Source organism: Streptomyces sannanensis (genome assembly GCF_039536205.1).
GTDB classification, from domain to species: Bacteria; Actinomycetota; Actinomycetes; order Streptomycetales; family Streptomycetaceae; genus Streptomyces; species Streptomyces sannanensis.
The window spans coordinates 6,467,592-6,481,938 of sequence record NZ_BAAAYL010000001.1 but is presented as its reverse complement, the minus strand read 5'-3'; the positions used below and the strand labels follow the sequence as shown (position 1 = coordinate 6,481,938).

Below are 14,347 nucleotides of genomic sequence, written 5' to 3'. Positions count from 1 at the left end.
GAACACACCTCCCAGCTCGGGGCGAAACGCTTCGAAAAGAGGGTGCAGAAGTGGGTGTCGGCCGTCTGTCAGTTGATCAGGCGGGCGGGTGTGGTGGCGGCGTACAGCAGGTACTCCATTGGTCCTCGCCGGAAATACCGGGTCCAGGCGAAGGCCAGCAGCATGGCGACCGTGATGAAGCCGAGCAGGACCGGCAGGGCGGCGGAGGCCGCCATGTCGTCGGTGCCCAGGGCCTTGATGGCGATGATGTGGCCGACGTAGGCGGTCAGGGAGACCGAGCCGACCGCGATGGCCGGAACGGCCCATCGCCGGAAGCGCGGGGAGCGATCGATCGCGGTGAGGCAGGCGACCAGGACCAGGAGGGCAACCCCGGTGTTGCCCAGGATGGACCAGGTCGTCTCGCTGTGCGGCGCTGCGACCAGCAGCCAGGCGGGAGTGCCGCGGGTGGGGTAGTCGCCCACCGCGTCGGACCACCAGGCCGATGCGGCCGACCCGCCGCCCGTGGCCGCGTTCACGGCGGCCTGGGCGCCCGGCACCAGGCGCAGGGCCAGCCATGAGCCTCCATAACCCAGCACGGCCAGCACACCGCCTGAGAGGGCCAGCTTGGCGGGTACGCCGGGACGGTCGATGCCGAGCCGGGCCACCGCCATTCCGGCGACGACGAAGGGCAGCCAGGTCAGTACCGGGTACGCGCCGGTGACGATCAACTCGACGACCCCGTCCGATCCGGTGATCCGGGCCAGCGGATCGTGGGCGATGACCGCTTCGGCCCAGCTTCCGTCCTCGACCGTGGCCCGCAGCAGATACAGGACCTGGGGCAGTACGAGCGCGGTGGACGCGGCGATGACGGCCAAGGTGGACGCACGTAGCCGGTACAGAGGAAGAGCGAGTACGAGGAGCAGCCCGTAGAAGGCGAGGATCACGTTGACCGGGGTGTCCAGGGCCGTCAGCGCGTATCCAAGGAAGATCAGGACGGCGGAGCGGATCAGCACCCTGCCCACGGCCTGCCGCCCCTCGCGCCCGGTCCGCGGCTGCGATCGCCCGGTCATCAGGACGAGGGTGAACCCGGCGAGCAGGGCGAACATGGCGGAGGACCGGCCACTTGCCAGCTCCATCACCCAGCCCAGGGGGCCGCCCACCGACGGATCGGGGCCGACGTGGACCGCGAACATGCCGAAGATCGCCAGAGCGCGGGCCAGGTCGAGACCGAGCAGCCGTTGGGTGGCGGGAGAGCCGCCTGCGGCGGCAGTGGGTACCGCGGGGGCCGACACGGCCAGTACGTGGTGCGTCATGTGTTCCAGGGTCCGGGAAACCGCGCCTCACCCACCATCCGGCAGGTGTCCGGAACATACCCGCCGACCGGCCCGCCCAGCCCCGCCGCCCGGCCGGACCAGGTGTCCGGCGTCGGCAGCGCGCCCCTCGGCATGGTACGAATCGGACAGTGGTCCGACGGCGAGTGGAGCACACATGATCCGGGTACTGGTGGTCGACGACGAAGCCTTGATCCGAACGGGCTTCCAGCACATCCTCGACACGGCGGACGACATCGAGGTCGTGGCGACGGTTCCCGGCAGCCAGGCGGTCGGGACGGCACAGCAGTCAGGTCCCGACGTCGTGCTGCTGGACATCCGCATGCCGGACGTGGACGGACTCACCGTCCTGGCCGAGCTCCGCCGGCTGCCGCACCCCCCGGTGGTGGCCATGCTCACCACGTTCGACATGGACGAGTACGTGGAGGCGGCACTCCGCTCGGGCGCCGCCGGCTTCCTGCTCAAGGACACCGACCCCGAGGAACTGCCGTTCCTGGTGCGAGCCCTGGCCGACGGCGGCACCGTGCTGTCGTCCAAGGTCACCCGGACGGTCGTGGACGGCTACCTGGACGCGGGCCCCCAGGAACCGGCGGCTCGCGGCCTCGACCGGCTGACCGACCGCGAGCGGGCCGTACTCGTCCTCATCGCCGAGGGACTGTCGAACGCCGACATCGCCGCACGGATGCACCTGAGCACCGGCACAGTCAAGGACCATGTCAGCGCCATCCTGACCAAGCTGGAGGTGGGCGGCCGTGTACAGGCGGCCCTGCTTGCCGAGCGGGCCGGCCTTCTCAAGACGCTCCCCGAACAGCCCAGCACGCCGCCGCGGAACCAGGACATGGTGTGATCCGCCGCCGGCCGCCCGCCCCTCTGCAGGACGCCGCCCTCGTCGCGGTCTCGCTGATCGATGTGTCGGCCCATTTCGACGCCGGCGAGCCGCTGCGCATGGCTTGCGCCGTGGCCTCGGCCTTCTCTCTTCTGCTGCGCCGCCGCCTGCCACTGCTCACCTTCCTGCTCACCCTTCCCACGGTCCTGTTCTCCGACGCGGTCATCGCCTCGCTCGTCGCGCTGTTCACACTCGCCTCACTCAGCCGCCACCGCACCCTGCTGGCCGTCTGCGCCATGGCATTCACGCTCAGCGACATGACCTCTCTGCCGTCACCGAACCTCGACCTCGCACAGACCGCGACCCTGATCACTCTCGGCTACACCGCGGCGACGGCGGCCGCCCCCGTCTTTCTCGGCCAGCTCGTTCAGACCCGGCGCGATCTGTCACTGCGGCTCGCCGAGATCTCCGAGGTACGTGATCACGAGCAACTGCTGACCGCCCAGGCCGTACTGGCCAAGGAGCGCGCACAGCTCGCCCGGGAGATGCACGACGTGGTGTCCCACCAGGTCAGCCTGATCGCGGTACGGGCCGGAGCACTCCAGGTCGGCACCGCGGACGCCGACGCCAAGGAAGCCGCTGCCACGATCCGGCGGCTGAGCGTGCAGACCCTGGACGAGCTGCGACACATGGTCAGCGTTCTGCGCGCCTCCGGGGGCCGCCCCACGGAGCTCACCCCGCAGCCGTCCCTGGCCGACCTCCAGCAGCTGGTCAGCGGCAGCGGCATCGAGGCCAAGCTGATGACAGATCTCCCCCACGACCTCCCGCCGACCCTCCAGCGCGCCGTCTACCGCACTGTCCAGGAAGCTCTGACGAACGTACGCAAACACGCCCCCGGCGCCACCGCGAGCCTTCACATCCGCCACGAAGGCGACGCCGTCCGCGTCACGGTCACCAACACCGCGCCGACCCGGCCCGCTCTGCCCCTGCCCAGCGCGCACCACGGACTGGTCGGCCTGCGCCAGCGCGCCGCACTCCTCGGCGGCACCATCACCTCGGGCCCCACACCCGACGGCGGCTACGAGCTGTGCCTGGAGCTCCCCGCGGAGGGCACGGCGTGACCACGGGCCCCGATCGGCAGCGCGTGCCGGCCGCCGTTCCCGGCCGACTCGGCCCGGCGCCGAGTCTGCGGCCGAGGCCGCGGAGAAGAGCAGTGGGTGTTCGAAATGGCCCGACTAGGGCCGGCGCACGGGACGTGGCTGCGCCGGCGCCCGGAAGCGGGTCGCCAACTTTCGCGGCTGCCGCGGCCGGACCGGCGCGGGAGCCGGCGGACGCGGCCGAGCGAGCCAGGGTGGGTCCCCGGCGCGCACGGGCCCAGTGCCGCCGTGCGGCCGGGGAGCCGCCGGCGCGCACGGGCCCAGTGCCGCCGTGCGGCCGGGGAGCCGCCGGCGCGCACGGGCCCAGTGCCGCCGTGCGGCCGGGGAGCCTGTCAGACGCGGACGAGCGGGGTGTCCACCAGATGCTCGGCGAGGAACCACACCTGCGCCTCGCCGGTCCGGATGACCTCGGAGACGATGAAGTCATTGGTGCCGTCATCCCCGAGTTCCGCGACTCGCGTCGCAGCGTCCCGAGCCTCGATCAGGACGGTCTCGTGCGCTTCGAGGAGCCGGGAGAGCATGGCCGGCACCTCTTCGACACCATCCGGCGGACGGGGCACGCCGGTGATCTCGGCGGCGTGGCGCGGATCACCCACGGCGACGCCGCCAAGACTCTGCACGCGTTCCGCGATACCGTCCACGATCGTCAGCTGTTCCCCGGCGTGCTTGTCCAGAAGCAGGTGCAGCTGGTAGAAGGTGGCCCCGCGCATCAGCCAGTGGTGCTTCTTGTAGAGCGCGTACAGCATCTGGGTGTCGGCCAGGATGCGGTTCAGGCGCTGGCACGCATACATGCGAGTGTCCTGTGAGAGCCCGATGGGCAGCTGCTTGACCGTGCCGAAGGGCTGCAACTCGTGCCCCTTCTGGTGGAGCAGGGGCTGGGTGCCGCTGTGCTGTGCTGCGCCGTGTGCAGTCATGGTCGTCTCCGGATCTCCGAGGGTCGGTGGTGGCTCCCAGATGAATCTGGGGCGAGGTCTGCGAGCTTGATGACGCCGCTGTGGCGGGCAAGGGCAGCAGGACGATCACTCGTACCACAGGACGTGGCCGGTGGTTTCTCGACGCAGCCGTCGCGCTGGCCGCTCAGCGGTAATTCCACCTGTTCGGTTCGTGCCCGCTCGCTCACCAGGGACATACGTTGCCCACGGAAGCACAGCGAGCCGGGGACGTCCCACGGGCCTTCGTCGGCCGTTCGCCGGTCGCATGGCCCCGGCTGTGGATCCGCCGGGGCCGTGTTCGTTCTGCGGACTCAGGCACAGACCGCCGTGACCGGTCACAGCGAGCCGAACCACGCCATGCGGAAGTCATATTCGGCCATCCGTTCGGCTCCGGTGTCCCATGTCCCGGGACCGGGCGACACCTGCGACGCCGTCGGCAACCGGACGCGCCACCGCCCCTGGGCGGGTCTCCCCCTGTCCACGCCAACCAGGAAGGAAGGCGGATGTGCAGGGCGTCCGCCCAAGCGGAGCCGCCCGCTCCGTGCTCACCGGGACGGCGGCGGCGCCACACGGCGCGCCGGGACCCGCAAAACCGTCCACGGGTCCGACTCTGACGGAACGGCAGAGCGGGTGCTGCGCGGCCTGCTGTGCCGCTGACCCGACGAGGGCGGAACCGTGTCCTGATGCGGGGCGCGGTGCAGAACGGCGGGGGCGTGGTCTGCACCTGCCGCACGCAGCCATCGCACGTTCCGATGGGGCGGGGCCTCCGCCGCCGGGATGACAAGACGGCGTACGACCGGCGTCCGGTCGCTCACGTCGCAAAGGAGCTCGGTGTCCCCCGTCAGTGCGCTCCGAGTACACCTGGTGTCAGAACAGATGCCCGCCAGACGTCACGCGTCAGAGGTCGAACTCGTGGGGCGGCAGGCCGAGCGCGAAGCAGGCGTCGCGGACGACAGCACGCTCGGTGACGTCGAAGTCGCCGTCCGCGCCGCCGATGACGATGCCGATCTGGACCACGGCACGCGCCTCGGCGGGCTTCTTCTTCGCCTTGGCCACCTCCTGCAGCACTGCCACCTTTCCGAAATCGAAGTCCGCGGTGAGCTTGTCGAGATTGTCCTCAAAGCGCCTCTTGAGGTCGTCGGCCGGGAAGTTCTGCAGCACTTCGTTGCTGAAGATCAGCTGTGCCACGCGCTCCCGCTCCGACGGGTCGATCTTCCCGTCGGCCGCAGCGACCAAGGCGCACATCGCCATACTGGCGTCTCGGAACGCTCCGCTCGTCAGGTCTTTCTTCTTCGCCACGAGCTGGGTCTGCATCTGAGATGCGGACGCCTTGACGCGGTCCCACAGGGCCATACGAACTCCAGCACATCGGTCGGCGACAGGTCCGCCCCGCACTCGGCGGGCGTCCGAGCCGCATTCGTCTTCTCCAGCACCGTGAATACGAACAGGGTGGGACAAAAGTTCCCCCTGAAGCCGATGGTGGCCGTGCTCAGTCGCGCGAGTTGCCGAACAGGAGCCGGTAGCCGATCAGCAGAACGAGCGACCCGACGATGGCCGAGCCCCAAGTGGGCAGATCGAAGAACTCCTTCGAGATCGGCCGATCCAGAACCTTCGCCGACAGCCAGCCGCCCACGAACGCGCCCGCGATGCCGATCAGCGTGGTACCGATCAGGCCGCCGGGGTCTCGTCCCGGGAGGAGCAGTTTGGCGATGACCCCCGCGAAAAGCCCGAGCACCAACCAAGCGATGAAACCCATGTCGACTGCCCCTTCCCGATCGGCTGGAGTACGGAGCACAGGCGCGGCCCGCGCCGGATCCCGGCCCGTCTCGGTACTGACCTTGGTCATGACGCACAGCAAGGCCGCCTCGGTTGCGAGACCCATGGTTCGTCGCCCGACGGAAGCGGCCCCGTCCGCGCCGGAGCGTGCGAGGAGCGCGGACCGGAGCCGGTGCGGGTGAAATCGCCGGCCTCTAGGCCGAACCGGCCCCGCTCCAGGCGGGCGCCTCGGCCCCGCCCCCGTGGCGGATGCGGTCGAGAACATCCGCGTGGAGCCGGGCAAGTCCCGCAGGCGGGACGAGAACCGGACTGCCGGTCAGGGTGTACCACTCGTCGGCGTCCGCGTACTGGACGCGGATATCGGCCCGACCGCCCGGCAGCGCGCGCGTGACGACGGTGAGGTCGCCGGTGATGACGCCGACCTCGTCGGTCATCGCACCGCCGGCGCCGGCCTTCACCTGGTCCACGTACATGTCGGCCGCGGGTGCTCGGTTGTCCGTCATGAGGAGCAAGTGTCCAGCATTCTCACGAGCATGGCCTTCTCCGCCACGGTCACCGACAGCTCGTAGGTGGACTTCACCGACGTCCAGGCTCGCGCGTAGGCACACCAGTACGTCTTGGACGGCGGCTGCCACTCGTCGGGGCCCTGGTCACCCTTGGACCGGTTGGAGGCTGCCGACACGGCAAGCAGTTGCGGATGAGTCAGATCGTTCGCGAACGCCTTCCGCTTCTCCTGAGTCCACGTGTTGGCACCCGAACGCCAGGCGTTGGCCAACGGCACGGTGTGGTCGATGTCCAGGCCCGACGCGTCATCGAACCTCTTGTCGTCGTAGACGCTGACCCAGGTGCCGGACACCGGACGGCACTGGTCGTCCCGCTGTACGTTCGTGCCGTCGCGTTCCAGCACGGTCTCGCGGGTGTTGCAGTTCCGCCCCTGCTCGGCCCAGTGCGAGAACTTGTCCCGGCTGTAGCCCGACATCGATCCGTGCGGGGCCGCCTTGAGCCCGGCGAGCTCCGTACGCGCCTGCTCCGCGGTCGGCATGCCCGGGAGGGTCCCGTCGGCCCCCGCCGCACCCCCGGACGCACCACTGGGTATCGACGACGGCTTCGCATCCCCGACGCCGGGTGCCTGCTCATCGCTCTGCCCGGAGCACCCCGCCGTTGCGAGCAGAGCCGAGATCATCAATCCTGATATGTACACACGCTTCTGACGCACCATGGCCAGTTGCACTCCATTCGCCGGTGGCCCATACGTGCGGCAGAATATCTGTTCGATCAATCCCGACGTTCGCCCGGCAGGGCAACCGAACGCCTCCCTCCCGTGTTGACGCGTACCGAAGTCTCCCCGGCGTGCGCGGCGTCCTTGCTGTCCATGTCGGTGCAGAAGCCGCAGCCGTTGGTCCGGCTCGCGCGGATCACCAGGTCCTGGGTCGCCTTTGGCACGGTCGTCCCGTCGATACTGAGCCAAGGGATCAGGAGCGGATCCCCGAAGCCTCGCTCCCGGCATCGGCTCTGACGCGGGCCGTGGCGTGCGGACCGCACCCTGACGTGGCTCTCGCCTCTGCAGTCGTCACTCGGAACATGGGTGGCGAGAAGCCGTTCCGGTCGCTAAGCCGCAGGATTGGTGTCGGCCGACAGCTCGAACCACACGGTCTTGCCGCTGCCGCTTGGGAAGGTGCCCCACTGTGACACCAGGCTCTCGACGATGACCAGCCCCCGGCCGTGCTCCGCCCGGCTGTTGGCGTCCTCGTCACGTTGTGTGATCGAGGACGGAACGGGCGGCGTGGAGCCGCTGTCACGAACGTCGAGCCGTGCGTGGTCCGCGTATCCGCGTAGGTGGAGTTCCACGTCGCTGTCCGCGTGGATGAGGGCGTTGGTGACGACCTCGGAGGTGATCAGTTGGAAGACGTCGGAAACCGAGCCGAGCCCCCATGCCTCCAGGTTGTCGCGCACGAAGCGCCGGGCACCCCGGACGGCCCCCAGGTCGTGGCGGTGGACCCTGTGGTGGCTGACCCGGGGGCTCCTGTCACCGTGCACGCCCTCGTACCGTGCCAGAAGTACGGCCGCGTCGTCGTGACGCGGGCCGAAGCCCTGGATCCGGGAGAGCAGCTGGTCGGCGAGTCCGTCCGGCTGGTCGGCGGGGCCTGGGGAAAGCGAGGCGAACAGGGCGTGGGCGCCTGACACAGGATCCGGCCCACTGCGTTCGGTCAGCCCGTCGGTGTACAGCATCAGCAGCGTGCCGGCCGACAAGGTGACCTCGACGGCGCGGTAGCTTTCCGGATTCGGAATGCCCAGGGGCACATTCGTCGGCAGCTCCACGACCACCGTGTCACCTCCGGGGCAGTGCAGCAGTGGCGGCGGGTGACCGGCCGAGGCGATCTCCGCGGTGCCGGTCGCTGTGTCGAGCCGGACAAAGCAGCAAGTCGCCATGAGGCCCGTGTCCAGGGCCTCGAGCAACCGGCTCGACCGCTCGAGGACAGTGGCGGAGGTGTGGCCCTCGCATGCGTACGCGCGTACGGCGCTGCGCAACTGCCCCATGATGACCGTGCTCTCCACGCTGTGGCCTTCCACGTCGCCGATCACCAGGCCGACCTGGCCTTGCGGCAGTTCGATGACGTCGTACCAGTCGCCGCCCAATTCGGCAGTGTTGGACGCGGGAAGGTAGCGGGCGGTCGTCGTCACCTGGGGCACCGGTGAATGGGCGGGGGGCAGGAGCCTGTGCTGCAGACTCCTGGCCAGGGCCCGCTGCTGCTCGCCCAGCCGCGCACGCTCCAGAGCCAGCCCCAGCAGACCGGCCATCATCGCCAGGACGGCTCGGTCCTCGGAACCGAATCGCCGCGGCCTCCTGAACTCCAGCGCGCAGGCCGCGACCGGCCGCCCGTCAGCCGTCAGCGGCACCCACGCGCACGCTTCCATACCGTCCCCGACCGCTTCCCGGCAGGCGCTGGTCAGCTCTTCACGCGAGTCGGCGTACAACGGCTCCCCGGTGCGAAGCACCCGCCCGGCGGGGGTGTCGACGGAGAGTCCGGACCCGTGCAGCTGCCGGACGGTCTCCCGCGAAAGACCACTGTGACCGGCCAGCCACAGCCGCCCGCCGGACTCATACCCCAGCACGAAAGCGTCTGCGCCGAAGGCCACGGCGACCCGCTGCTGCACCGTCTCGACTACATCCGTCACCGTGACCGCCCGGCTCAGCGCTGCGGCCAGTTTGTGGACCTGGTACATGTACGTGAGTGCCCGTGCCCCGGGCAACTGTGGCAGTCTCGAGCCGGTCCGACCCGTCTCGCCGGTGTCCGCGGGGGGCGGCCGGAAGACCGGGACCAGGACGGGCATGGGTCCCGCCTGCGGTGGGACCCCGTGATCGGTCAGGTCCTGAAGTACGGCTCCCAGCTGTGCTCCGGTGTCCGAGAGCCATTGCCCTTCGTCCTGTGGGACAGGTGCCGTGCGTGGCGGCACCCAGACGACGGTCAGCACCCCGAAGCGCCGGCACCGTCCGTCCAGTGGGACCGAGGCGACGGTGTAGGGGAAGTTGACGCCCAGTGCCAGTCGCGGATCCGCCAGCCGTGCAGGGTCCAGGTTCGGCGCCTCGACGAAACGGCCAGTACGGAATGCCTCCGCGGAGGCGAAGGGGTCGTCCGGTCTGATCACGTCGGGCAGCGTGAAAATGACAGGTGGTGCACCGCTGACAACCGCCGGTCGCAAATTCTCTGCCTGTACCTCGAGCAGATAAGCAATCGCGGAATGCGCCCCCAGCCGCTCGATCGTCCGGCGCAGGACATCGGCGATAAATGTGTCGCGTCCCCGCAGGGCGGCCTCACCCGGATCAGCGGAGGTCCAGGCTGCGGCCCCGCCCTGGGCGAGGCGACAGTTGCGCCCAAACCGAGGTCCCTCACCTGGTCGTGTCATGCGGCCGACCTCCCGACCGTCGCGCACAAGGCGGACCTGCCAGGGCGGTGTGCGTCTCAGCTCCGAGTATCGACCATCTCCGGCGCTGTTTCCATGCCGTGGCGCGCCTGGGAGCCAGGGGCGGTCGGAACACGCGCGAGTGGGTGCCCTCGCCCAACGGCGACGGCCGCCTCGCCGGTATCGACGCGGCCACGGTATCTACCCCCGCCGCCACAGGCACCACCGTGGTCGACACGGGCCGCAGGACCGAGGGCATCGAGGAGCTCGGCGGGTGAACGCCGTCGGGGCCAATGCGACTGACCCCGGGCCCCGCGTGGGTCGTGGCAGACGTAGCGTACGCCGCCTGACACGGTGCTCCCGAAGCCACGGCGCAGTGACAAGTTGCTGTGCGTGGCTGCCATCACCTTCCGTGTTCCGGGGGGTGAGGGGCGAGAGTGACATGCGGCGCTGCCCGGGCAGGTGTAAGCAGGAGGTATGCGTCTTCGGCGGTGGTTTCGTCGCTGCCTGCACTCAGGGCAGGCCAGTGACGCCCGGCTGGCGCTCCCGCTCGGCCTGATCGCGGCCATCGTGCTGACCGACGTGCTGAGCCCCGGTTTGCCGATGGGCCCGTCGTTGCTGATCGTGGCGCCCGCGCTCACCGCATCCTTTGCCTCGACCCTTGTCACCGGGGCGATCGCCGCCCTCGCGGTGGCAGGCATAGTCGTCATCGGCCTTCAGGAAGGCCACCTGCTGGGCGGCACGGTGGACTTCGGCTCGCAGATCATCGCCCTGCTGGCGGTCTCGGTGATCGTGACGGTCTTCCGCTATGTACGGGAGCGGCACGCCCGTGAGCTGGCGCTGGTGCGGACGGTGTCGGAGGCCACGCAGCGGGTGGTGCTGCGGCCGCTGCCGCACCGGATCGGCCCCCTTCGGGTGGCGTCGATGTATCTGGCGGCGCAGGAGCAGGCCCTGCTCGGCGGCGACCTGTATGCGGCCATCCGCACCTCCACGGGCACCCGGCTGATCATCGGCGATGTGATGGGCAAGGGCCTGACCGCGGTCAGCGACGCTGCCCTGTTGCTGGGCGCCTTCCGGGAGGCCGCCCACCGCCAGGCCACCCTGCCCGACCTCGCGGCCTACCTGGACCACAGCGTGTGCTGGAACCTGGCCGACCCCGCCGAGGCGGAGAAAGCCGGGGAGTGCTTCATCACCGCCGCGATCCTCGACATCCCCGACGCACTGCCGCACATCCACATGGTCACCTGCGGACACCCGCCCCCCTTGCGCCTGCGCGGCCGACAGGTCACCGCGCTGCACGCCACCCGCCCCGCCCCACCACTGGGCCTGGGCGAACTGACCGCCGCCACCTACCACGTCGACACCTTCACGCTCGAGCCCGGAGACCTGCTGCTGTTGCACACCGACGGGGTGATCGAGGCCCGGGACTCCCGAGGCATGTTCTACCCGCTGACCGAGCGCACTGCCTCCTGGGACCCCCACAGCCCCTCCGCGCTCGTCCACCACCTGCGCACCGACCTGCTCGCCCACGTCGGCGGACACTTGGCCGACGACGCCGCCGTGATCGCCGTCCAACGCGACTGAAGACGGGAAGCGGCCGGAGGGCACACGGGGAACTACCTGCGGCACGGGCCGGGAGGAATCCCCGGGCCCGTGCCGCAGGACATCGTCACGCCGCCGGACCGCGGCGGTGCCGGCAGGGTTGCCTCAGCCGCGTGCTTCGGCCTCCACCGGCTTCGGGATCAGGAAGGATGTCGCGATGGCGGCGGCCATGATGACGACTCCGGCGATCATGGCGGCGGTGTAGCCGGCGGGCGACGTGGGGTCGGCGGGCAGGGCCGCGGTCTTGACCGCGTACAGCAGCGCGAAGCTGAGGCCGGCGCCGAGGTTGAACGCCCCCGCGTTCAGGCCGGGCAGGAATCCCGGGTTCTCCTTGGGGGACAGGACGATGCCGAGCCCGTTGAGCACGATGTTCGCCACGCCTGCATAGGCCAGTCCGACCAGGATCGAGGTCACCATCAGCATGGTGCGGGACTGGGAGTCGACCGTCAGGATCATCAGGGCGACGGCCGCCACGGCCCCGACCAGCCCCAGCCGCAGGATGCGGCCGTACCCGAAGGTGGCGGCAAGCCGGCCGGCGATGGGCCCCATGGCCAGGCCGGCCAGTGCGTACGGCGTGAGGGTCCACCACGCGGACTGCTCTGCGGTCATGCCGAGTCCGGCCTGCGCGTCCTGGGCGAGTGCCGGGATCAGTCCGTTCATGACGGCGAACACGCCCGTCATGGTGAGCACGGTGGTCAGCAGAATCGACCAGGTCGCGCGCTGCCTCAGGTGCCGGGTGGCGACCAGCGGGTGCCCGCTGCGGTCCTCGGTCCGCCAGAACAGGCCGAAGGTGACCGCGGAGACGACGACGAGGGCGGCGACGAGGAGCCAGTCGGCGGCGGCGAGCTTTCCTGCCTCGTTCAGCGCGATGAGCAGCGAGCCGACCGACACGACGAGGAGTGCGACTCCCGGCCAGTCCATCCGGGTCGCGGCGGGCGCCTTGGACTCGGGGGCCATGGTGGCGACCAGAGCGGTGGCGAGGGCCGCCACGACGGCCATCGTCCAGAAGACCGCCCGGAAGCCGTAGTTGTCGGCGAGGAAGCCCCCGGCGAGGGCGTCGACACCGGCGATGCCGCCGTTGACGGCGGTGATCACCCCCAGCAGGGTGCCGTACTTCTTCGGTTCGGTCACCTCCACCCGCAGCATGATCAGGCAGAGGGGGACGACCGGGCCGGACACTCCCTGGATGATGCGGCCGATGAACAGCACGGGCACGCTCGGCGCCAGTGCGGCGACGACGCAGCCGACGGCCATGAGGGCCATCATGCCGACCAGGACCTTGCGTCGGCCGATGACGTCGCCCAGCCTCGGCAGGAAGAGTGAGAACAGGGCCGCCGAGGTGAAGAACGCGGTCTGGGTGAGTCCGATCTCGGCCGAGCTGACGCCGAAGCTGTCCTCGATGTTCTTCAGTGCGGGGCTGAGCATGCTGGCGTTGAGCTGGAAGGCGACGCAGGCCGCGAGGAGCGCGATCATCAGCACGCTCACCCGGGTGGTGCGGTGAACCGACGCCTCGTCGGTCCGGCTCGTGGTGGTGGGTACGCTCATGCCTCGACGTCACCGATCCGCTCGAGGGCGTCCACCACGAGGTTCCAGAACCGCTCGTGGTCGAGCTCGACCGCCACCTGGGTGTGGCAGTCGGCCGGGGCCGGGGACCGGAAATCCGTCACGGTCATACCCAGGGTCAGGCCACCGGTGAGCTCGATGTCCACGGGAGCCTTGCGCACCGTCATGACATCCGGGTCGATCACGTACGCGACCGCGCACGGGTCGTGCACGGGCGGGTACTCGAAGCCCTGCGCCTCCTTGTAGCTGGCGCCGAAGAAGTCCAGCAGTTCGCCGACGAACCTGGCGGGCTTGGTGCCGACCGCGGCGATCTTCTCGGCGACCTCGGGAGTCGCCAGTGCCTGGTGCGTCAGGTCGAGACCGACCATCGTGACCGGCCACTTCTCGTTGAAGACGATGTGGGCGGCCTCGGGGTCGATGATGATGTTGAACTCGGCGACCGCGCTCCAGTTGCCCTCGTGGTAGCCGCCGCCCATCAGGACGACCTCGCGGACCCGCTCGACGATGCGGGGCTCCTTGCGCGCGGCGAGGGCGATGTTCGTCAGACCCGCCGTCGGGACGATGGTGATCTCGCCGGGCTCGTGCGACATCACCGTGTCGATGATGAGGTCGACGGCGTGCCGGCGGTCCAGTTCGAGGGTCGGCTCGGGCAGCACGGGCCCGTCGAGACCGGTCTCGCCGTGGATGTCCGGCGCCGTCTCGATGGCTCGCACCAGCGGACGCGGGCAGCCGGCGGCGAAGGGCACTCCGGTGATCCCGGCGATGCGCGCCACGGACAGGGCGTTGCGGGTCACCTTCTCCAGCGTCTGGTTCCCGACCACGGTCGTGACGGCGACCAGTTCGATGTCGGGGTTGCCGTGCGCCAGCAGCAGTGCGATGGCGTCGTCATGTCCGGGGTCACAGTCGAGGATGATCTTTTTGGTCATCGGAAGAGCCCTCTTGCTCAAGCAGAACGGTGGTGAAGTGGATCTCTGGAGCGCCGCAGGAGGGCTGCTACCGGAGGACGCGCCGGCTCACATGTCCGGCGCCGGCGGCGGTGGCGGTCTCCGTCACCGGGTCACGGCATCGACACGAACGGAATCGCTGTCGCTGGCGACCGGAGCGAGCACCGCCGCACAACCTCCCTGGAAGCGGCTCGGGAAATCGTTCTCCGGAAACTTCACTCAAAGATCCGCTTTTGTCAATGGCGCACATCTCACCATTCGAGGTGGATGGACCGGGACTTGGCAGTTGCCGGCTGATAACGTTTGCCGGAACATTCCCGGGAGGCCGCTTCCC

12 protein-coding genes and 1 pseudogene are annotated in these 14,347 nt (G+C 69.8%); 3 read left to right on the top strand and 10 right to left on the bottom strand.

Features of this window, described 5'->3' with window-relative positions; all coding sequences use genetic code 11:
• Positions 1-68 precede the first annotated feature (68 nt).
• Complete coding sequence (locus ABD858_RS30275) at positions 69-1,292, bottom strand: DUF418 domain-containing protein (RefSeq protein WP_345043492.1); 1,224 nt, start codon at positions 1,290-1,292, stop codon at positions 69-71.
• 175 nt (positions 1,293-1,467) lie between these two features.
• On the opposite strand from ABD858_RS30275, the gene ABD858_RS30270 reads away from it, so the two are divergent.
• Together ABD858_RS30270 and ABD858_RS30265 are read left to right on the top strand one after the other, a co-directional pair.
• Positions 1,468-2,157 (top strand): response regulator, encoded by a 690-nt coding sequence (locus ABD858_RS30270; protein WP_345043489.1) that lies wholly within the window; start codon positions 1,468-1,470, stop codon positions 2,155-2,157.
• On the top strand, positions 2,154-3,257 hold the full coding sequence (locus tag ABD858_RS30265) for a sensor histidine kinase (RefSeq protein WP_345043487.1): 1,104 nt from the start codon (positions 2,154-2,156) through the stop codon (positions 3,255-3,257). Before ABD858_RS30270 ends, ABD858_RS30265 begins: the two co-directional genes overlap by 4 nt.
• Before the next feature lie 368 nt (positions 3,258-3,625).
• Here the strand turns inward: ABD858_RS30265 and ABD858_RS30260 are convergent, their stop codons facing one another.
• The 7 genes and pseudogenes from ABD858_RS30260 to ABD858_RS30230 form a co-directional block, all read right to left on the bottom strand.
• Positions 3,626-4,207, bottom strand: a complete 582-nt coding sequence (locus ABD858_RS30260) for a Dps family protein (protein ID WP_345043484.1) — start codon at positions 4,205-4,207, stop codon at positions 3,626-3,628.
• 915 nt (positions 4,208-5,122) lie between these two features.
• The gene (locus tag ABD858_RS30255; protein ID WP_345043482.1) at positions 5,123-5,578 is read right to left on the bottom strand and encodes a tellurite resistance TerB family protein; all 456 of its coding nucleotides are present in this window, start codon (positions 5,576-5,578) and stop codon (positions 5,123-5,125) included.
• 136 nt (positions 5,579-5,714) lie between these two features.
• A complete protein-coding gene (locus ABD858_RS30250) occupies positions 5,715-5,981 on the bottom strand; it encodes a GlsB/YeaQ/YmgE family stress response membrane protein (protein ID WP_345045000.1) in 267 nt (88 codons plus the stop codon).
• 214 nt (positions 5,982-6,195) lie between these two features.
• Positions 6,196-6,504, bottom strand: a complete 309-nt coding sequence (locus ABD858_RS30245; protein ID WP_345043480.1) for a hypothetical protein — start codon at positions 6,502-6,504, stop codon at positions 6,196-6,198.
• Positions 6,501-7,220, bottom strand: coding sequence for an HNH endonuclease family protein (locus ABD858_RS30240; protein WP_345043477.1), 720 nt, complete (start codon positions 7,218-7,220; stop codon positions 6,501-6,503). The genes ABD858_RS30245 and ABD858_RS30240 overlap by 4 nt, the downstream gene beginning before the upstream one ends.
• Before the next feature lie 104 nt (positions 7,221-7,324).
• Positions 7,325-7,447: pseudogene (locus tag ABD858_RS30235) on the bottom strand (carboxymuconolactone decarboxylase family protein); the annotation flags it as partial.
• 162 nt (positions 7,448-7,609) lie between these two features.
• Positions 7,610-9,649 (bottom strand): ATP-binding SpoIIE family protein phosphatase, encoded by a 2,040-nt coding sequence (locus ABD858_RS30230; protein WP_345043475.1) that lies wholly within the window; start codon positions 9,647-9,649, stop codon positions 7,610-7,612.
• 732 nt (positions 9,650-10,381) lie between these two features.
• Between ABD858_RS30230 and ABD858_RS30225 the strand changes: the two genes are divergently transcribed.
• Positions 10,382-11,488 carry a PP2C family protein-serine/threonine phosphatase gene (locus ABD858_RS30225; protein WP_345043472.1) on the top strand — a complete coding sequence of 369 codons (1,107 nt, stop codon included), beginning with the start codon at positions 10,382-10,384 and terminating at the stop codon, positions 11,486-11,488.
• Positions 11,489-11,611: 123 nt separating this feature from the next.
• Here the strand turns inward: ABD858_RS30225 and uriT are convergent, their stop codons facing one another.
• Entirely contained in the window at positions 11,612-13,051 is a 1,440-nt protein-coding gene (uriT, locus tag ABD858_RS30220) for a uridine transporter UriT (protein WP_345043470.1), read from the bottom strand.
• The gene (gene uriH / locus ABD858_RS30215; protein WP_345043467.1) at positions 13,048-13,995 is read right to left on the bottom strand and encodes a uridine-preferring nucleoside hydrolase UriH; all 948 of its coding nucleotides are present in this window, start codon (positions 13,993-13,995) and stop codon (positions 13,048-13,050) included. The genes uriT and uriH overlap by 4 nt, the downstream gene beginning before the upstream one ends.
• Positions 13,996-14,347: the final 352 nt, after the last annotated feature.